A 20088-nucleotide genomic window follows, 5' to 3' on the forward strand; every position below is an offset into this window, starting at 1 on the left:
TGCGGCATTCTCTGGGACAAGTCCCCGGAGTTTGCCTCATGAGTTTCGATAATAATTATTTCAGTGCAGATCATAATGAATATACGCCGGGACCACTCTCGAAAGCTGGTCGTGGCATTTTGCGCGTCGTGCTTCTTTTTGGTTCCGCCGCTGTTGCCCTCGCGCTGATCATTGTGCCGGTTTTAAATGATCAGGCTAATAAGGTTGCAGCCCAATCCGTGCTGCCGGATGGTATTGATCGCACCATGACCGGTTCGATCAAACGCGATCCAGTCGTCGCGCGTAAAGCACCTGTACGCCCGATCTGTGTCATTGACCCAGACGGCAGCCATACGGGCGACTGCTAGAGCATTTCCTGTTTAAGATGAATCGTAGAAAAGGCTCTATCTGTTTGTTTTTAAGCAGGTCTTTACCTCAAAAACGGTTCCCATTTTCAGGAGAGATGCTCTAAGAGTTTATTCGACATTTTTCAACGCATCAGCCAGTGAAACCTTGGCAGAGCCGGGCTTGAGTGGCTTTTGCTGCGATTCGTGTGGTGCCCAGCCCGATAACCAGATTGTCGAGAACGTGGCACGGATACGCCCGTCAGGATCGCTGAAGCGTTCGGCATAAATTTCGGCTGCGCGCAGGAAAAGTCGCCGCGATACCGGCTTGCGCGAACGGTCACGCAATACATTCTGCATGCCCATGGCACGCAGATCGGTCATCAGGTTGAAGAGACTATCGTAGCGCACGGTGACGTTTTCCACGTCCGTTACTGGAAGCGCAAAACCTGCACGTTGCAAAAGGCCACCTACATCACGCACATCCGCAAATGGAAAGACGCGTGGAGAAGCGCCGCCAGTCAGTTCAATTTCGGCCTGTAAAAGACTTTCGCGCAATTCGCCCAAGGTCCCATTGCCGCTGAATGCTGCGAGGAAAAGACCATCGGGCTTAAGCGCACGCGCGATCTGCACCATTGTGCCCGGCGTATCATTGGTTGCGTGCAAAGACATGAGCGAAACGATAAGATCGACGCTACCGGGCTTGAGCGGCAGAATCTCTTCATCGGCAACAATCGCTGCAAAAGGGCCTTTCAAGAACGCTTCATCGCGTTCGATGCGCAGGATCAGATCGGCTTTGCCTGATCGGCCAATGGCTGCTGCGGCGGATCCATTATGACCTGCAAGATCGACAGCAACAGGAAAGCGGCGTTTGACTGCATCCAGACGGTCTTCCAGATCTTCGGCAACACGATGCAAGAGAAAATCCGCGCCCGGCTCAGCGCGTCTGAATGCGCGTCGACGGAAGGCAAGCAAAAGATCGCGATCAAAAATCGCGCTTTCGTGTGCGGGGGCAGATGAGGAAGCAGCCATTTCGATTACGTCTTCTCTTTCGAGCATGCTGAGATAAAGTAGAAGCATTTCCAGCAAAAGTGTGAAGCGATTTTGCGTAGGATAATGCGTAAGAGCAAATGATTAGATGCATTCGAACGGGGGCGAATGCAATGGCAGATGACGACAGATCGCATCAAAGCTTGTTGTTCAGGATCAAAACGAACACGCTGATCGTCGTTCGTGGCGGCTTGCGCTATTATTCGGATATTTTGTTTCCAGCAAGTTGTATCGGTTGCCGGACGCATGTTTCCGAACCCGGAACATTGTGCCCGCAATGCTGGCCCCAATTGCGCTTTATTGAAAAGCCCTATTGTCCGGTGCTGGGCATTCCTTTCAATCATGATTTTGGCGAGAACTTCATGAGTGCGGAAGCGATTGCCGATCCACCGCCATTTCGACGTCTGCGTTCAGCTGTTTTGCATAGAGGTGCGGCGCAGCGCATGGCAGTGGCACTTAAGTTTCATGACCGAACCGATCTTGCGCCGTGGATGGCACGCTGGATGCTGCGGGCAGGGCGAGAATTGCTGGATGAATGCGATGTTATTCTGCCTGTGCCTCTGCACAGGTGGCGCTTCTGGTCGCGACGGTTCAATCAATCGGCAGAATTGGCCCGAACATTATCGGAGCTAAGCGACAAGCCTTTTGCACCGCAAGCGATCAAGCGAATTCGCCGTACCGATCAGCAGATCGGTCTTGGGTTGAAAGAGCGAAAGCGGAATGTTGACGGCGCGTTCCGCGTCCCCAAAGAACATAACATTCATGTGCGTGGGCGGCGGGTTTTGCTGATCGATGATGTCTATACAACCGGATCGACCGTGAAAGCTGCGACCCGCGCCCTGCTGCGCGGCGGAGCGAAGAGTGTGGATGTATTGACGTTTAGTCGCGTCCTACCCGACACGTAAATACAGTTTCGTGAATGCATGAGGGGCTTCCAGATCAGGTCGTTGCCACTTATATAGTGGGCAACGAATGGAGTTTTTCATGGTTGATGTTACCGTTTATACCCGCCCTGGCTGCCCTTATTGCACGCGCGCAGTGGGCCTTCTCAATGACAAGGGCGTTAAGTTCAACGAAATTAATGCGGCTGCCACACCTGAACTGCGTGCAGAAATGCAGGAACGTTCGGGCCGCAATACTTTTCCGCAGATTTTTGTGGGCTCGGTTCATGTCGGCGGTTGCGATGATCTTTTTGCGCTCGACAGTCAGGGCAAGCTTGACGGTCTGCTTGCAACCGGCGCATTGAGCTAAGTTGGAATAAGGGAGATACCAATGAGCACTTTTCGCGCCGCCGCTGTCCAGATGCGTTCAGGCACCGATATTGTTCGCAATGTCGAGGCTTTGGAAAAACTGGTTTCCGATGCTGTGGCTCAGGGTGCTCATTATGTGCAAACCCCTGAAATGACCGGCGCGATGATGCGCGACCGTGCTGTGTTCGCAGCAAGCCTGCGCGATGAAAGCAATGACCTTGTGTTCAATGCAGCATCGGCACTTGCAAAAAAGCATGGCATCTTTCTGCATATCGGCTCGACGGCCATTGATGTCGGTGACGGCAAAATTGCCAATCGTGGCAGCATCTTCGCGCCTTCCGGCGACAAGATTACGACTTATGACAAGGTGCATATGTTCGATGTCGATCTCGACAATGGTGAAAGCTGGCGCGAATCGGCAACCTATGAGCCGGGCAAAGAAACTGTTATTGCCGAATTGCCCTTTGCCAAAGTCGGCATGGCTGTCTGCTACGATATTCGTTTCCCGCAGCTTTTCCGTGCACAGGCACTTGCCGGTGCCAATGTGATCACCGCACCTGCTGCTTTCACCAGGCAGACAGGTGAAGCCCACTGGCATGTTTTGCAGCGTGCACGTGCCATCGAAAACGGTGCGTTCCTGATTTCGGCAGCACAAGGCGGTCTGCATCAGGATGGTCGCGAGACCTACGGCCATTCGCTGATCGTCTCGCCTTGGGGCAAGGTTCTGGCGGAAGCAGCCCACGATGAGCCAGCTGTGATTGTTGCAGATATTGATATTGCGGAAAGTGCGAGTGCACGTGCCAAAGTGCCCAATCTCAAGAATGCACGCGAGTTCTCGGTTAAGATTGCTTCAGCAAAAGAGAAAGAGGACGCATAATCCATGATCCGCTTTTCGCTTCATTGCGATCACGGCCATGAGTTTGAGGGCTGGTTTCGCGACAATGCCGATTTTGATCGGCAGTCGGAACGTAAACTTGTCTCCTGTCCTGTCTGCAATTCACCAGACATTCAGAAATCACTGATGGCGCCAGCAGTCTCCACCAGCCGCTCGAAAGAGCAGGTGGCGATTGCCATGGGTGAGGCGCAGAAGCAGGTGCTTGAGCAAATGCGGGAGCTGAGCCGAACGGTTCGCGAAAATGCGGATTATGTTGGCGATCAGTTTGCTGAGCAAGCGCGCAAGATCCACTTTGGTGAGACTGAAGTGCGTGGCATTTACGGCGAAGCGTCCAAGGAAGAAGTTCATTCTCTTATCGAAGATGGTGTCGATGTGATGCCGCTGCCGGTGTTTCCAGAAGATAAAAACTGATTTTCTAAAAATATTGATTGCGTAAGGGGACAGGCGCATGAAACTGATGGATTCGGCGCCTTTTCTGCTGATCACTACTGGAACGCTGCTGGGGTTAATTCTTCCCCTCGGGAAAATTGCTGCAGAAGCTGGTGTTCCGCCTGCAATGTGGACATTCCTGTTCTCAGCAAGTGCCGGGACTATCCTGCTGCTTGTGATGCTTTTGAGTAAAAAGCGGGTCGGTTTTTCAGACGGCAGGCTGCGTTATTACATTTGCACCGCTGGAATTTCCTATGCGCTGCCCAATTTCCTCATCCTGTCTGCTATCCCGCGGCTTGGCGCTGGTTTCACGGGAATCATGTACACGCTGTCGCCGGTTATGACGCTGGTGATCTCAATGGGGTTTGGTCTGCGCCGCCCCAACGGGCTTGGGATTGCGGGGATTACGGCTGGTTTCATCGGTGCAATCATGGTGGCAGTGACGCGCGGGGAAGTGGGTAAACCTGCTGATCCGTTGTGGATCGGGCTTGCGCTTCTCATCCCGGTCTTGCTTGCGATGGGAAACGTCTATCGCACACTCGACTGGCCGAAAAATGCTGACCCGACTGAACTCGCCGCAGGCAGCCATCTGGCTGCGGCCGGGATGCTTTTTATCGGCATTTTCCTGTTTAACGGTAATTTCCCAATTGAGACACTCGCTCTGGCACCGATGACGGCAGTTGTACAAGCTATTGCTTCGGCGGGCATGTTCGCGCTTTTTTTCAGGCTACAGGCAGTCGGTGGACCGGTTTATCTCAGCCAGATAGGTTATGTTGCAGCGGCTCTCGGTCTGATTTCCGGAACTTTGTTTTTAGGCGAAAGCTATCCACCGCTCACTTGGATTGGCGCGGTCGTCATAGCCTTTGGTGTGGCGCTGACGACGAAGGCACAGAAGCGCTGACAATCGAATGTTTATGCGGGCCGTTCGGCGAGAACCATGTAGTTCACGTCGGTGTCGCGTGAACGGCTCCAGCTATCGGCAAGTGGATTATAAGTGACGCCGAGCTTGTCGATGAGGCTGAGGCCAGCCTTGGAAAAGGCAGCTTCCAACTCTTCCGGGCGCACCAGCTTTTCATATTGATGCGTGCCGCGAGGTAGCCAACGCAGTACATATTCAGCACCGATGATTGCAAGGCCATAGGCTTTGAGCGTGCGATTGATGGTGGCAACGAACATAAGTCCACCCGGCTTCACCATTTCGCTCGTGGCAGACATGAACAGATCAACGTCTGAAACGTGTTCAACCACTTCCATGTTGAGAACAACGTCGAACTTCTCACCAGCCTCAGCCAAGGCTTCGGCAGTGGTAGCGCGATAATCGACCTCGACACCGCTTTGGGCGGCGTGGATTTTTGCAACTTCGATATTGGTTTCGGATGCGTCCGCGCCAACCACTGTTGCCCCAAGCCGTGACATCGGTTCACACAGTAGACCACCACCGCAGCCGATATCGAGAAAGCGCAGACCTTCAAACGGGCGAGGGCTGTTCGGATCGAGTTTGAACTTCTCGCAGACCTTTTCCTTGATATAGGTGAGCCGCGTTGGATTGAACTTGTGAAGCGGACGGAACTTACCCTGCGGGTCCCACCACTGCGCAGCAATGCGCGAAAAATGCTCGATTTCGGAAGCATCGATTGTGGTACGGGCAGTCTCGGTCATGTCATTCTCCAGCGGACGCAGCATGCAGTCCTGCTCTCAAGGTAGCGTGTTAAAGTCAAGGATCAAATCAAATTCCCGAATCCGAAGTGCTGATTATTGTTTCACGGGAATCATACTCTTGCGGAAGCGCGACATTTTAGCTATGTGACCCCGGGTTTGTCTGTCGCAAGAAAATAAGGTTTCGGCAGGCGTTAGTGTAATTTTTCAAAAGACGGGACGTATCCTTAAATGGCGCGCATCGTGATGAAATTCGGCGGCACTTCTGTGGCCGATCTGGAACGCATCTCTAATGTGGCGCGCCACGTCAAACGTGAAGTCGATGCCGGCAATCAGGTTGCCGTCGTTGTCTCCGCCATGTCGGGTAAGACCAACGAACTGGTCAACTGGGTGCAGAGCATGCCCAAGGTCGCCGGCGGCACCTCACCTTTTTACGACGCACGCGAGTATGATGCGATCGTTGCTTCTGGCGAACAGGTAACAAGCGGCCTTCTGGCAATTGCGCTTCAGGCGATCGGGATTGACGCTCGTTCTTGGCAGGGGTGGCAGATTCCTATCAAGACCGACAATGCGCATGGCGCTGCTCGTATTCAGGAAATCGACGGTTCGGAAATTATCCGTCGCATGGAAATGGGGCAGGTTGCTGTTGTTGCAGGTTTTCAGGGCATTGGCCCGGATAATCGCATTGCAACGCTTGGCCGCGGTGGCTCAGATACCTCCGCTGTGGCGATTGCAGCTGGTGTGAAGGCTGACCGTTGCGATATTTATACGGATGTTGATGGCGTCTATACGACCGACCCGCGCATCGAACCCAAGGCAAAGCGCCTTTCCCGCATTACATTTGAAGAAATGCTGGAAATGGCTTCGCTTGGTGCCAAGGTTCTGCAGGTGCGCTCGGTAGAGCTTGCCATGGTACACAAAGTTCGCACCTTCGTGCGCTCAAGTTTTACGGACCCCAATGCACCGGGCATGGATGATCCGATCAACCCGCCCGGAACGCTCATTTGCGACGAGGAAGAAATCGTGGAACAGCAGGTCGTCACTGGTATCGCCTATGCGAAGGATGAGGCTCAGATTTCGCTCCGACGTGTGGCCGACCGGCCGGGCATTTCGGCTGCGATTTTCGGACCTCTGGCCGAAGAGCACATCAATGTCGATATGATCGTGCAGAATGTGTCGGAAGACGGTTCGAAAACCGACATGACTTTTACAATTCCAACCGGTGATATCGATAAAGCACTGCGCGTTCTCGATAAAGTGAAAGCAGAAATCGGCTCCGATCATATCCAGTCGGAAACTGGCCTTGCCAAGATTTCGGTGATCGGTATCGGCATGCGCAGCCATGCGGGTGTTGCAGCAACAGCCTTCAAGGCGCTGGCTGAAAAGGGCATCAATATCCGTGCTATCACCACGTCGGAAATTAAGATTTCTATCCTGATAGACGGCCCTTACGCTGAACTCGCTGTACGCACACTACATGGCGTCTATGGACTTGATAAATAGCCGATCCTTAGCCGGCTGTGATGCCGAGATCTAAAGTCGCATGTAAAGACCCGTTTTGAAACAATGCCGCTCACCGCTTTTGAGAGCGGCATTGTCTTATTATAGAAGTTGTCAGATTTTCTGACGAAGAGACTAGACGCGCGTGTCAAAAATGCTCACAAAGGATTTGGCGTAACGCTTCGCAGGCGGGTAATGGGAACTGGCTTTGCGACAAGCTGAGCCTGTACCAGAATGAGGAGCCCCCGACGATCATGCGTGATCTGACAACCGGTCCCCGCGTGCTGTTGAAGCGGCTGCGCGAATTGATGGCGGAGCCGCTGGAGCCGCAGGAGCGTCTTGACCGGATTGTCCGTGAAATCGCGCAAAATATGGTCGCGGAAGTCTGCTCCTTTTACATTCTTCGCGCCGATGGCGTGCTTGAGCTCTACGCCACCGAAGGTCTTAATCCACAATCCGTTCACCTGGCGCAGTTGCGTTTGGGGCAGGGTCTTGTCGGCACCATTGCAGCTAGTGCTCGTCCTTTGAACCTGACAGACGCACAGAGCCATCCGGCTTTTGCTTATCTGCCGGAAACGGGCGAAGAAGCCTATAATTCATTCCTCGGTGTGCCTGTGCTACGCGCTGGCCGCACTTTGGGCGTTCTTGTTGTCCAGAATCAGACCAAGCGCGCTTATCGTGAGGACGAGGTAGAAGCACTTGAAACGACAGCCATGGTTCTGGCCGAAATCATTGCGACGGGAGATGGTCTGCGTTTCGCGCGTCCAGGTATTGAACTGGATCTTGGTCGTCCTATGAGTGTGACTGGCAATGCGCTCAACGATGGCATCGGCCTTGGTCATGTCGTGCTGCACGAGCCGCGTATCGTCGTAACCAACCTTTTCAATGAAGACAGCCAAGCTGAGCTGATCCGACTGGAAGAAGCGCTGGGGTCTCTGCGCATTTCGATTGATGACATGCTTTCACGCCGCGATGTGGCTGTGGAAGGCGAGCATCGTGAAGTGCTCGAAGCCTATCGCATGTTTGCGCATGATCGTGGCTGGGTGCGTCGTCTCGAAGAAGCTGTGCACAATGGTTTGACCGCTGAAGCCGCTGTCGAAAAAGTTCAGAGCGACACACGTGCGCGCATGGTGCATCTGACCGATCCGTATATGCGTGAGCGCTTGTCTGATTTCGATGATCTGGCCAATCGTTTGCTGCGTCAGCTCATGGGGCGCGATGCCAAGACAATGGCCGAATCGCTCGCCAAGGATTCGATCATTGTCGCCCGTTCAATGGGTGCAGCAGAGCTCCTTGATTACCCGCGTGAGCGCTTACGCGGCGTGGTGCTCGAAGACGGTGCCGCGACGAGCCATGTGGTGATCGTTGCGCGCGCCATGGGGATTCCGGTTGTGGGACAGGCCAAAGGCGCTGTTTCCATGGCTGAAAACAATGATGCGGCGATTGTCGATGGCGATGAAGGCATCGTGCATCTGCGTCCGCAGGCTGATGTTGAAGCTGCCTATGCCGAAAAGGTTCGTTTCCGGGCCCGCCGTCAGGCGCTTTATCGCGAATCGCGTGACAAACCCGCTCTGACGAAAGACGGGGTCGATATCTCGTTGCTGATGAATGCTGGTCTGCTGGTGGATCTGCCGCAACTTTCGGCATCAGGCGCTGCAGGTATCGGCCTGTTCCGTACCGAACTTCAGTTCATGGTGGCATCGACCTTCCCACGCGCGGAACAGCAAGAACGGCTTTATCGCTCGGTAATCGAGGCGGCAGGCAATAAGCCTGTCACCTTCCGGACGCTCGATATTGGCGGCGACAAGGTACTCCCTTATTTCCGTGCCACAGCGCAGGAAGAAAATCCGGCTCTCGGCTGGCGTGCAATCCGTTTGACATTGGATCGTCCCGGCTTGCTGCGGACACAGTTGCGCGCGTTGCTGAAAGCTGCGGGCGGGCGTGAACTTAAAATCATGCTACCGATGGTAACCGAGGTTAGCGAAGTGAAGGCCGCGCGCGAGATCATTGATCGCGAAGTCCGTCATCTTTCCCGCTTTGCCCATACGCTACCGCTCAATCTGAAGCTCGGGGCCATGGTTGAAGTGCCAGCACTGCTGTGGCAGCTCGATGAGTTGATGTCGATTGTGGACTTTGTCTCGGTCGGTTCCAATGATCTATTCCAGTTCCTGATGGCGGTCGATCGCGGAAATTCGCTGATTTCCGGTCGCTTCGATCAGCTTTCGCCAGCCTTCCTGCGCACACTTCGACATATTGTCGATGCTGGAAATCGTCACGGAAAGCCGGTCACATTGTGCGGTGAAATGGCGGGCCGTCCGCTGACTGCGATGGCGCTACTCGGCCTTGGCTTCCGTTCGATTTCCATGTCGGCGGCCAATATCGGTCCAGTGAAGGCGATGCTTGGCGCGCTTGATGTGAGCAAGCTCAACGCATTGTTGAACGAGAAACTGGACAAGCCCAATGGCGCACATTCGATGCGCGAATTGCTGCTTCAGTTTGCCGAAGACAACGATATTCCGTTATAGCGTAGAAAATTGCATGGAATGTTTGGGTGCCGCGCATTGTGTGCGGCGCTCAATACTGTTTATTCACGCGCTGCTTGCTCTTTGTATTTACGCATTTGCCTCACGCAGTTTTGGCTCAAATGCTCTGATTAGGACGAAACAATGATTGCCTTGCCACAGGACCGGATGGACCAGCTTCTGAAGCGGTTCTCGATGATTGAAAGCCAGATGGCGAACAATCCGGATTCGGAAACCTATGTGAAGCTTGCGTCGGAATATTCCGAGCTTCAGGAAGTCGTGGGCAAAATTCGTGAACTGACAGATGCACGCAATGAAGCGCGGGATCTCGCTTCTATGCGCGATGAAGCATCAACTGACGCTGAAATGCGGGCGCTGGCTGTGGAAGAACTGCCAGGGGTGCTTGAACGGATCGAGGGGCTGGAGCAGGAAGTGCAGATTCTTCTTCTGCCGAAAGACGCGGCAGACGAGAAGAACGCGATCCTTGAAATCCGCGCCGGTACGGGTGGGCTGGAAGCAGCGCTTTTCGCAGGTGATCTTTTCCGCATGTATGAGCGTTTTGCAGCTGAAAAAGGCTGGCGCGTTGAGCTGGTATCATCCAGCGAAGGTGACGCAGGCGGTTACAAGGAAATCATTGCCACGGTTTCGGGCAAGGGTGTTTTCTCCAAGCTCAAATTCGAATCAGGTGTGCATCGTGTGCAGCGCGTCCCGGAAACTGAAGCAGGTGGACGTATTCATACATCCGCAGCAACCGTTGCGGTGTTGCCGGAAGCCGAAGATATCGACATTGAAATCCGCAATGAGGATATCCGCATCGATACGATGCGTGCGTCTGGTGCCGGCGGACAGCACGTCAACACGACTGACTCGGCTGTGCGTATCACCCATATTCCTACCGGCATCATGGTGGTGCAGGCCGAAAAATCGCAGCACCAGAACCGCGCCCGGGCAATGCAGATTTTGCGTGCGCGTCTTTATGATATGGAGCGGCAAAAGGCCGATAGTGAACGTTCGGAATCGCGTCGCAGCCAGGTTGGCTCGGGGGATCGTTCAGAGCGCATCCGCACCTATAACTTTCCGCAGGGGCGCGTTACCGATCACCGTATTAATCTGACCCTCTACAAACTCGACCGAGTGATGATGGGTGAACTCGACGAATTGGTCGATGCATTGATCTCCGATCATCAGACAGCACTTCTGATGGAACTGGGCGAAAACACGTGAGTGGCGAACGTCTTGATAGCTTGACGGCATCAAGCCGCGCACGACTTCGTGCGGCACACCTCGATACCCCCGATCTCGACGCGCAGCTTCTTGTCGAGTGGATCACTGGCGCAACGCGGCTTGATCTGATTTCCGCGCCGGAAAAGCTCATTGATGAAGCGCAGGTTGCGCAATTGAATGACGCATTGGAGCGTCGGATAGCGGGCGAGCCTGTGCATCGCATTATCGGAATGCGCGAGTTTTATGGTTTGCCATTCCGGCTTTCGCCCGAAACACTAGAACCGCGACCCGATACCGAAGCACTCGTTGAGCTGATCTCACCTTATATCGAAAAGCTAATCGCACAGCACGGTCGGGCAACGATGCTCGATATGGGCACGGGTACGGGTGCCATCGTGATTTCACTGCTGCATCAGTTTGAAAAGCTGCACGGTATTGGACTGGACGTCGCGGAAGGTGCACTGGCCATGGCACGGATCAATGCGGCCATGAATGGTGTTAGCGATAGATTTGCGGCGCTGAAAAGCGATTGGTTTTCCAATGTGCGCGGTCGGTTTCATCTTATTGTTTCAAATCCCCCCTATATTCCGCATAAAGACATCGCGGATCTGTCACGAGAAGTGCGTGAGCATGATCCGATGGCGGCCCTCGATGGGGGAATGGATGGACTGGATTTTTATCGTGCTCTTGCAAAGCATGCAGCAGAGTACCTATATAAGGATGGAATAGTTGCCGTCGAAATTGGCGCAGGCCAGTTTGACGATGTGAGCGCGGTTTTTAAAAGCGCTGATTTCCATTTGATCAACAGTGCGAGCGATTTCGGTGGCCATAGAAGGGCCATGGTTTTCACGCAGAAAGATGCAACGGGCTTTTAATAGAACGAGTGTCGGAGTTGTGTTTGGTCTGATTGAAACAGATTGACACTCCAACGATGTTTTCAGTGTGCATCATGTCCAAAAACCATTTCACAGTTTTCGGGATACGCTGTAAAAAACGCTCGATGTTGCTAAAAAAGCGCTTGGAATTTACGGCGAAGCCGTTTAGTTTCCAGCCACCGTATACAGCCAGAATGGTTTTGCCCGCTTGAGGGCGGTGGCGGAAATGCTCCATGACGACTTTAGGTCATGCTCCCATGTGGATTTTTCTCATGGGATGGTTTGTACGGAAGTGCACGACTTTCAAAAATAGTTCCGAGAAGTTCGTCTTTTCGGATCGGGTCTTGCAAAGTGCCAACCCGAAAGGTTCGTGTTGTCTTTGATAGACGACGCGGAACTCAGAACCATTCGATGTGTGGGAAGTTTTAGGGTGTGCTTCCTCCATGGCTCGATAATGCGAAGCCGGTGGCTTTACGCTACAGGAATTTTACGCCCTTTAATCTGAAAAGAGATGACTATGAGGCCAGCACAGCAGAACAGGCGCATGCGCGGACGGGGGAATAACAATAATAATAACAACAATAACCGCAAGGGCCCCAATCCTCTGTCGCGTAATTATGAAAGCAATGGTCCGGACGTAAAAATCCGCGGCAATGCTCAACATATTGCAGAAAAATATACGACACTGGCTCGTGACGCGCAGGCGTCCGGTGATCGTGTCATCGCTGAAAATTATCTTCAGCACGCAGAACATTACAATCGCATCATCATGGCTGCCATGGCGCAGCAGAACATTCCGTATCAGCGCGAAGAAAACTTCGACAATGACGGTGGTGATGAAGATGAAAATGAAAACGGCTTTGTTCAAGCCGCTTCCGCACCGCAGCCAGTAAACGGTTCGGGTCCGCAGCCTGTTATTGAAGGCACGCCCGCTGAAGTCGTCTATGGCGAACAAGGCAGCGAGAACCGTTCGGAAAATCGCTCGCAGTCACGTGATGGACGCGATCAGCGTCGTCTTGGTCGCGGTCGTCGCCCACAGCGCGAACGTTTCAATGCGGACGATAGTTCGGAACAGCCTTCAGTAGACGTACAGGTTGCTGCAGCTGACGAACAACCAGCCGCAGTATCAGCGCCCGTATCGGCACCGGTTGTTGAAAAGCCAGCTCGCGCTGAAAAGTCTGCCAAGGTTGTAGAGGAAGCTGCCCCTGTCGTGGAAAAGGCCGCTCCTGCGGCTGAAGCGCCGGTCGAAGCTTCGGCTGAAGAAGAAGCTCCAGTCCGTCGCACACGTCGTCCGGGTCGTCCGCGCCGTGTTGCCAAGGATGAAGGTGCTGGCGATACGTCGGTCGCAGAAACTGCGGATTCCGACGCTTAATTTTCAAAACTGCAACTGATTAATATTTAAAGATGGCGAGGTTCTCCGCGCCATCTTTTATTTGTGCGTTTGTAGTGATTACGGTCTTGCCGAAAACGTCCTATCTTCCCATATGACTTTACGGATAGGGAGCCTGCCGAATTCGGGGGCTCCGTCACCCAATATCTTTCGATGCCAGAATGGGTCGGAAGGAAAAGGAGACATCATGAATATTGAAAAATACACTGAACGGGTTCGGGGTTTTATTCAGTCGGCTCAGACCTTTGCGCTTTCATCGGGCAACCAGCAGTTCACGCCTGAGCATCTTTTGAAAGTACTCGTCGACGACGAAGAAGGCTTGGCTGCATCTTTGATTGAACGTGCGGGCGGCCGCATCGCTGATGTGCGTCTTGGATTACAAAATGCGCTAGAGAAACTTCCGAAAGTAAGCGGTGGCAATGACCAGCTTTATCTTGCGCAGCCATTGGCAAAGGTTTTCACCTTGGCCGAAGAGCTTGCGAGCAAGGCAGGCGACAGCTTTGTCACGGTCGAACGACTACTCACGGCACTTGCGATTGAGAAATCTGCTAAAACATCCGAAATTATGGCCGCTGCTGGTGTAACGCCAACGGCGCTCAACAAGGTCATCAACGATATGCGTAAGGGTCGTACCGCCGATTCGGCTTCCGCTGAAAGTAACTACGATGCGCTCAAGAAATATGCGCGCGATCTGACGGAAGATGCACGTGCGGGTAAGCTCGATCCGGTTATCGGTCGTGACGAAGAAATTCGCCGCACGATTCAAGTGCTGTCACGCCGTACCAAGAACAATCCCGTTCTGATTGGTGAGCCAGGCGTGGGCAAAACCGCGATTGCAGAAGGTCTGGCACTTCGTATTGTCAATGGCGACGTGCCTGAATCGCTTAAAGACAAGCAGTTGATGGCACTCGACATGGGGTCGCTGATCGCTGGTGCAAAATATCGTGGCGAGTTTGAAGAACGTCTGAAGGCAGTGCTTTCGGAAGTGCAAACGGCTGCGGGTCAGATCATTCTGTTCATTGATGAAATGCACACGCTTGTCGGCGCTGGTAAATCAGACGGTGCGATGGATGCATCGAACCTTCTCAAGCCAGCACTTGCTCGTGGCGAATTGCACTGCGTTGGCGCGACCACGCTTGAGGAATATCGCAAATATGTTGAGAAGGACGCTGCCCTTGCTCGTCGCTTCCAGCCGGTGTTTGTCGATGAGCCGACGGTTGAAGATACTATCTCGATCCTGCGTGGGCTGAAGGAAAAGTACGAGCAGCACCATAAAGTTCGCGTCTCTGACTCGGCACTTGTGGCAGCCGCTACGCTTTCAAACCGCTACATCACGGATCGCTTCCTGCCGGATAAGGCGATCGATCTCGTCGATGAAGCCGCATCTCGTTTGCGGATGCAGGTGGATTCCAAGCCTGAAGAACTCGACGAAATCGACCGCCGTGCAATGCAGCTCAAAATAGAGCGTGAAGCGCTGAAGGTTGAAACCGATGCGGCCTCCTTAGATCGTTTGCAGCGTCTTGAGAAAGAGCTGTCCGATCTCGAAGAAGAGTCGGCTGAACTGACGGCGAAGTGGCAAGCTGAAAAGCAAAAGCTCGGACTTGCGGCGGATTTGAAGCGTCAGCTCGAAGAAGCTCGCAATGCTTTGGCCATCGCGCAGCGCAGCGGCGAGTTCCAGAAGGCAGGTGAACTTGCCTATGGCACGATCCCGCAGCTCGAAAAGCAGCTGGTCGATGCTGAAAGCAGTGAGAACAAAGGCTCGTTGCTGGAGGAAACCGTGACGCCTGAACATGTCGGGCAGATCGTTGCTCGCTGGACTGGCATTCCGGTCGAACGGATGCTGGAAGGTGAGCGTGAGAAGCTTCTGCGTATGGAAGACGAAATCGGCAAACGGGTTGTCGGTCAGGGTGAAGCCGTTCAGGCGGTTTCAAGAGCTGTCCGCCGTGCACGTGCCGGTCTTCAGGATCCGAACCGGCCAATCGGCTCGTTCATTTTCCTCGGACCAACCGGCGTAGGCAAGACCGAGCTGACCAAGGCACTGGCTTCGTTCCTTTTCCAGGACGACACGGCAATGGTGCGTATCGATATGTCGGAATTCATGGAGAAGCATTCCGTGAGCCGTCTGATCGGTGCACCTCCCGGCTATGTCGGTTACGAAGAAGGTGGTGTTCTTACGGAAGCCGTGCGTCGCAGACCTTATCAGGTGATCCTGTTCGACGAGATCGAAAAGGCGCATCCAGATGTTTTCAACGTGCTGCTTCAGGTACTCGATGATGGTCGTTTGACTGATGGTCAGGGCCGTACGGTTGATTTCCGCAATACGGTCATCATCATGACTTCCAACCTTGGCGCTGAATATCTTGTCAATCTTGGCGAGAAGGAAGATGTCGAAAGCGTTCGTGATGAGGTGATGGGTGTCGTACGGGCTGCGTTCCGTCCGGAATTCCTGAACCGCGTCGATGAAATCATCCTGTTCCACAGGCTTCGTCGCGACGATATGGGTTCGATTGTCGACATCCAGATGAAGCGGTTGCAGGCTCTTCTGCATGATCGCAAGATCACGTTGGAGCTTGAAGACGATGCCCGCGAATGGCTGGCAAACAAGGGGTATGATCCGGCTTATGGCGCGCGTCCGCTGAAGCGCGTCATCCAGAAGGAAGTTCAGGACCCATTGGCCGAGCGTATTCTGCTTGGCGATATTCTTGACGGTTCCATCGTCAAGATACTGCCCGGCTCAGATCGCCTCAACTTCCGCTCGATTCGCGTCGCAGTTGAAGGTGAGCCTGTGAAGGAAAACGCAGACGCGTAAAGCCCGACGTGTGATTTTGAAAAGCGCCGCACTCATTCGATTGTGGCGCTTTTTCTTTTTTCTGTAGGCGCGAACGGTATTTATGGCCATCTTCATGTCCAGTTCATCTGGCATTTGCTGTTATTGAATAAACAATTGTTAACCATATAACTGCATCCATACGGCCTAAGATCATTCAGGGTTTCCTACATGTCGCATCTCTTACGCATGCTTTGCTTCGGATTGTTCGGTTCTGCAATCATTCTTGCAGCGGGGGCGGCAGCTCATGCGGAAGAGCGCGATGCGACGAACAATGTTTCGCAGCCCGTGCAGATGGCTCAGCTTTTCGACTGGGGTCGCGAGCGCAGTCCCGATCAAGGCGGTGGTCGGGGAGTGCGGGTTTACACCGATGAATATGGGCGTCAGGTAACGCTCGACCGCCGCGGACGTGTCATCAGTATTGAAGATCCGCGCGAATCCGACCGTTATGCGCGTGGTGGTCAGCAGGGCGGGAACTGGTCTGAAGGCCCAGTTGGTGGCGGTGCACCCTATGATGGCTTTGGTAATGTGCCAGAGGATCCGAACTATTATCCAGATGCGCCTTCCGCACCAGCTTATGATTATAACCGCGACGGACAGGTGCAGCGCTCGGAGTTGCCGCCAGCCGGCACCGAATATCCTGACACTGAGTCGCCAACAGCCAGCATTAATCGTGATCCGGGATATGAGCAGCCGTCGATGCAACCGCATGCTGTACCCAATCCGGATGACATGACTCCAGCTATAGAAATGCCGAAAGGGCAGGGAGCCAAGGAAAAGATCGCGGCCTATCAGATTCTGCTTGATCGGGCTGGTGCATCGCCGGGCGTCATTGATGGTCGTTCGGGCAGCAATGTCGATAAGGCTGCTGCAGCTTTTGGTGAGATGACTGGCAAGATTCTCAATCCGAAGGATGACGCTGCGATCAATGCAGAGCTGGAAGCGACCGGCGGCGCAGCCTTCACCGAATACACGATCACCAACGAAGATGTAGGGCGTCAGTATGTTGCGTCCATTCCTGACGACTATGCCCACAAGGCGCAACTTCCGGCCATGGCCTATACGTCGGTCACGGAAATGCTCGGTGAGAAGTTTCATATAGATGAGGCTTATCTCAAAGAGATCAACCCGGGCGTCAACTTCAATCAGCCGGGCTCTGTCGTCAAAGTCCCTAATCTGGGAAAGCCGGTTCGCATGAAGGTTGCCCGAATCATCGCCGACAAAGGCCGTAAGCAAGTGCGCGGCTATGACGAAACCGGCAAACTCGTTGTGGCCTATCCTTCGACAATCGGTTCATCGGATACGCCATCACCGTCGGGCATTGTGCAGGTGCAGCGTATCGCCATCAATCCAAACTACACCTACAATCCGAAGATCAACTTCAAGCAAGGCAGCAATGACAAGGTTTTGACCATCCCTCCTGGCCCCAACGGTCCTGTTGGTACTGTCTGGATTGCGCTTTCCAAGCCGACATACGGTATTCATGGAACGCCTGAGCCTTCGCGGATTGGTAAAACATCAAGCCATGGCTGCGTGCGGTTGACCAATTGGGATGCTGAAGAACTGGCCAAGCTTGTAAAAGCAGGCGTGACCGTCGAGTTCACGGAATAAACACGGCGAAAGCTTCCTAATAAAGACAAAGCGCGGTGCATTTTGAAAGATGCGCCGCGCTTTCGTGTTTTGTGGGGTCTGAGATAAACCAATATGCGAAGGAAGAATTATTAGCTCTTTGTCGATCCGCTGGAGGCAAGCTTAGTGCCATTACCCGCATCGTCTGTATCCAGAAGCGTATCGATACGGTCCCGTTCCTGCTTGAAAGCTTCAAGCTCTTTGCCCTTGAGCGCTTTATTGTCTGGCAGGCGGATACGAAGCGGATCAACTTTGGTGCCGTTGACAATCAGCTCGTAGTGAAGATGAGGACCGGTTGATAGCCCGGTTGATCCGACATAACCTATAACTTGGCCCTGACGTACGCGCGAACCCGCAGTTACGCCACGCGCAATCGCGTTCTGATGACTGTAGCTACTGACATAGCCATTGGCATGACGAATCAAGGTCTGATTACCGTAGCCATTGGTCCATCCAGCCTTTTCCACCACACCGTTACCCGATGAGATGATCGGCGTACCGCGTGGGGCCGCCCAGTCGACACCTGTATGCATTCGGCTGTAGCCAAGAATTGGATGCCGACGCATACCAAAAGGAGAACGGAACACACCGTTTGGAACGGGATTACGCAATAAAAACTGCTTTGCGCTTTTGCCGTCTTCATTGAAATAGTCGACGGCCCCGTCCGGCGCTTGATAGCGATAGAATTTACGTGTCGTACCGCTGAAGGTCGCTGAAACGAAAAGGAGTTGCGAATCACCCTCAATCTTCTCTGGATCCTCTGGAAGCGAGAAGAAGGCATCAATATTATCACTCTGCGAAAGTCGGGCCTGAAGGTCGACGTCTGTTGCAAGCATTTTGACGAGCTGCTCGCGCATGGTTTCGGTCATGCCATAAGCAAGTGCTGCGCGGCTTATGCCATCATAGACACTTGGGAGATTGCCACGAATCGCACTCGGTGGCGCATCACCATCAAAGGCTGATGCGAGAAGCGGTGTTTCTTCGGGCTGATCGGATGGTACATATTGCTTGCGATCATTAAGAGAGACAGTCACCAGATGGGTCGTCCGGTGATAAATGCTCGCCCTGACGATACGATCCTCACCATCCTGAGTTTCGGTGCCAATACGCAGCACGCTGCCCTCTTTAAGGCGTGGCGAATTCAGCAGCTTCGTGAGCGCATCAGCCATATTCGTAGCATCTTCGCCCGTATAGCCAGCATTTTGCAGCGCTTGATCGATTTCCATCGTCTGACGGAAAGGAATCAGTTCTTCCGAGAAACCATCACTGGCCTCTTCGTCGTCAGCACGCTGGGAAACACTGACGTTTTCCTGCGTGATTTTTACGCCAAGAGCTGGGCTAAGCGCAAAAGACGAATCTGTTCCGCCGAAGCGGGCAGGATCGACATAATGTAATGAGGCAACCTGAACATCACCGTCGGTCAACAAAACACCGGTGTCTCGAACGACCTTCTCCACCTCATCGACAGTCAAATCATTCGATGGGTCGAATGTTGTGCTGTTCAATGGGAAGTCAGCAACTTTGAGGCTGACTTCGCTTTCGACTTTGGCACCATAAATCTGGCTCGCATCAGCAGGTTGTGGTGCCGCAGGCCCTTCCGAAAAAATAGCCATTGCATCAAAAGCCGGGTATTTTCGGTTCGACGGGTGATCGACGGCCAATGCCATGCTGACCAGTTCGAAGGGACGCGTGCGGATAACTTCACGCTCACCGACTTTTTGCATGGTCGATAGATCGAAGCGACGGCGGTCGTTGGCTTTCTGTTTGGAGATAGTGCTTACGAGGCGGGCGCCTTTTGTGACGTTGGTATCATTAACGACGCCAGGCATGTCATTGCGCGCGAGAATTTCAGGCGGGGTTGCCAATTGTTCGCGACCATCAAGAGCTGCAAACAATGCAACGCCGATCAACATACAAGAAGTCACACCTGTGAGAAATGTGCCAGCGAGCCAGCGTGCAGAAACTTCACGCCTGTCCGGCGGACGACGCCGTCCACCTACCGTGAGCGGGGGCTCGTCACCTGGATCGAGATTGTTCGGCCCCAGTTCTTTCATGCTGCTCTTGTAGGCCCTTCTTCAAATCTGGCCGCACATAAAGGTGCGTGAACATCATTTTTCAGAAAGCAGGGTAACTGCCGTCCGACGTATGGTGTCTTCCCTTAATTATGGAAGTCCCTCAAGCGGGTTATTGAGTTTTGCCTGCCACAACGCGTTAAGTCAACGATAAGCGACGGAGCTTTGGTTATTCACAGCGCTTTGCAGGCCAACTTTCAATCCGCGCAGACGCTATTGCAATAATGAGGCCGGTTTGTGGCTCTTCTTTATCTATAAGGAGCAGAGATGATGCTGTTATATAAAGACAAGCCGTGGAAAACTTGCGGACTGTGGAAATCTGTCAAAAAAAGTTCAAAAAAGTCAGATTAGGCGTTGACAGTTTTGTTTAGTGGGACGTATATAGCGACACAACGAGGGCGGCGGCGTCGCAAGCGACAGGCTGATGCGTCCTTGGAGTTGACATA

16 protein-coding genes are annotated in these 20088 nt (G+C 53.4%); 13 read left to right on the forward strand and 3 right to left on the reverse strand.

What is annotated here, in order from left to right:
* Positions 1-38 precede the first annotated feature (38 nt).
* On the forward strand, positions 39-347 hold the full coding sequence (locus QBD00_RS06695) for a hypothetical protein (RefSeq protein WP_095447546.1): 309 nt from the start codon (positions 39-41) through the stop codon (positions 345-347).
* Positions 348-455: 108 nt separating this feature from the next.
* On the opposite strand, the gene QBD00_RS06700 is transcribed toward QBD00_RS06695, so the two are convergent.
* Positions 456-1355 (reverse strand): methyltransferase domain-containing protein, encoded by a 900-nt coding sequence (locus tag QBD00_RS06700; protein WP_095447997.1) that lies wholly within the window; start codon positions 1353-1355, stop codon positions 456-458.
* A gap of 131 nt (positions 1356-1486) precedes the next feature.
* On the opposite strand from QBD00_RS06700, the gene QBD00_RS06705 reads away from it, so the two are divergent.
* The 5 genes from QBD00_RS06705 (at position 1487) to QBD00_RS06725 (ending at position 4848) form a co-directional block, all read left to right on the forward strand.
* Positions 1487-2278: a ComF family protein gene (locus QBD00_RS06705; protein WP_318578971.1), complete on the forward strand. Its 792-nt coding sequence runs from the start codon at positions 1487-1489 to the stop codon at positions 2276-2278.
* A 79-nt stretch (positions 2279-2357) separates the two neighbouring features.
* A complete protein-coding gene (gene grxC / locus QBD00_RS06710) occupies positions 2358-2624 on the forward strand; it encodes a glutaredoxin 3 (RefSeq protein WP_095447544.1) in 267 nt (88 codons plus the stop codon).
* A 21-nt stretch (positions 2625-2645) separates the two neighbouring features.
* Positions 2646-3500: a carbon-nitrogen hydrolase family protein gene (locus QBD00_RS06715; protein ID WP_318578972.1), complete on the forward strand. Its 855-nt coding sequence runs from the start codon at positions 2646-2648 to the stop codon at positions 3498-3500.
* A gap of 3 nt (positions 3501-3503) precedes the next feature.
* Positions 3504-3929 (forward strand): DUF1178 family protein, encoded by a 426-nt coding sequence (locus QBD00_RS06720; RefSeq protein WP_318578973.1) that lies wholly within the window; start codon positions 3504-3506, stop codon positions 3927-3929.
* 37 nt (positions 3930-3966) lie between these two features.
* Positions 3967-4848, forward strand: coding sequence for a DMT family transporter (locus tag QBD00_RS06725; protein ID WP_318578974.1), 882 nt, complete (start codon positions 3967-3969; stop codon positions 4846-4848).
* An 11-nt stretch (positions 4849-4859) separates the two neighbouring features.
* Here the strand turns inward: QBD00_RS06725 and ubiG are convergent, their stop codons facing one another.
* Positions 4860-5606, reverse strand: a complete 747-nt coding sequence (gene ubiG, locus QBD00_RS06730) for a bifunctional 2-polyprenyl-6-hydroxyphenol methylase/3-demethylubiquinol 3-O-methyltransferase UbiG (protein ID WP_191793975.1) — start codon at positions 5604-5606, stop codon at positions 4860-4862.
* A gap of 228 nt (positions 5607-5834) precedes the next feature.
* Between ubiG and QBD00_RS06735 the strand changes: the two genes are divergently transcribed.
* The 7 genes from QBD00_RS06735 to QBD00_RS06765 all read left to right on the forward strand — a co-directional run bounded on the left by QBD00_RS06735 (position 5835) and on the right by QBD00_RS06765 (position 17552).
* Positions 5835-7106 carry an aspartate kinase gene (locus tag QBD00_RS06735; protein WP_095447540.1) on the forward strand — a complete coding sequence of 424 codons (1272 nt, stop codon included), beginning with the start codon at positions 5835-5837 and terminating at the stop codon, positions 7104-7106.
* Positions 7107-7357: 251 nt separating this feature from the next.
* A complete protein-coding gene (ptsP, locus tag QBD00_RS06740) occupies positions 7358-9628 on the forward strand; it encodes a phosphoenolpyruvate--protein phosphotransferase (RefSeq protein ID WP_095447539.1) in 2271 nt (756 codons plus the stop codon).
* A gap of 141 nt (positions 9629-9769) precedes the next feature.
* Positions 9770-10849: a peptide chain release factor 1 gene (gene prfA / locus QBD00_RS06745; protein WP_318578975.1), complete on the forward strand. Its 1080-nt coding sequence runs from the start codon at positions 9770-9772 to the stop codon at positions 10847-10849.
* Positions 10846-11724, forward strand: a complete 879-nt coding sequence (gene prmC, locus QBD00_RS06750) for a peptide chain release factor N(5)-glutamine methyltransferase (protein WP_095447538.1) — start codon at positions 10846-10848, stop codon at positions 11722-11724. Before prfA ends, prmC begins: the two co-directional genes overlap by 4 nt.
* A 517-nt stretch (positions 11725-12241) precedes the next feature.
* Positions 12242-13096 (forward strand): DUF4167 domain-containing protein, encoded by an 855-nt coding sequence (locus tag QBD00_RS06755; protein WP_318578976.1) that lies wholly within the window; start codon positions 12242-12244, stop codon positions 13094-13096.
* Between the two features lie 205 nt (positions 13097-13301).
* Positions 13302-15923: an ATP-dependent chaperone ClpB gene (gene clpB, locus QBD00_RS06760; protein WP_095447535.1), complete on the forward strand. Its 2622-nt coding sequence runs from the start codon at positions 13302-13304 to the stop codon at positions 15921-15923.
* Between the two features lie 189 nt (positions 15924-16112).
* Positions 16113-17552 (forward strand): L,D-transpeptidase, encoded by a 1440-nt coding sequence (locus QBD00_RS06765; RefSeq protein ID WP_412534992.1) that lies wholly within the window; start codon positions 16113-16115, stop codon positions 17550-17552.
* A gap of 110 nt (positions 17553-17662) precedes the next feature.
* On the opposite strand, the gene QBD00_RS06770 is transcribed toward QBD00_RS06765, so the two are convergent.
* On the reverse strand, positions 17663-19624 hold the full coding sequence (locus QBD00_RS06770; protein ID WP_318578977.1) for a M23 family metallopeptidase: 1962 nt from the start codon (positions 19622-19624) through the stop codon (positions 17663-17665).
* Positions 19625-20088: the final 464 nt, after the last annotated feature.

Source organism: Ochrobactrum sp. AN78 (genome assembly GCF_029909885.1).
Taxonomy (GTDB): domain Bacteria; phylum Pseudomonadota; class Alphaproteobacteria; order Rhizobiales; family Rhizobiaceae; genus Brucella; species Brucella quorumnocens.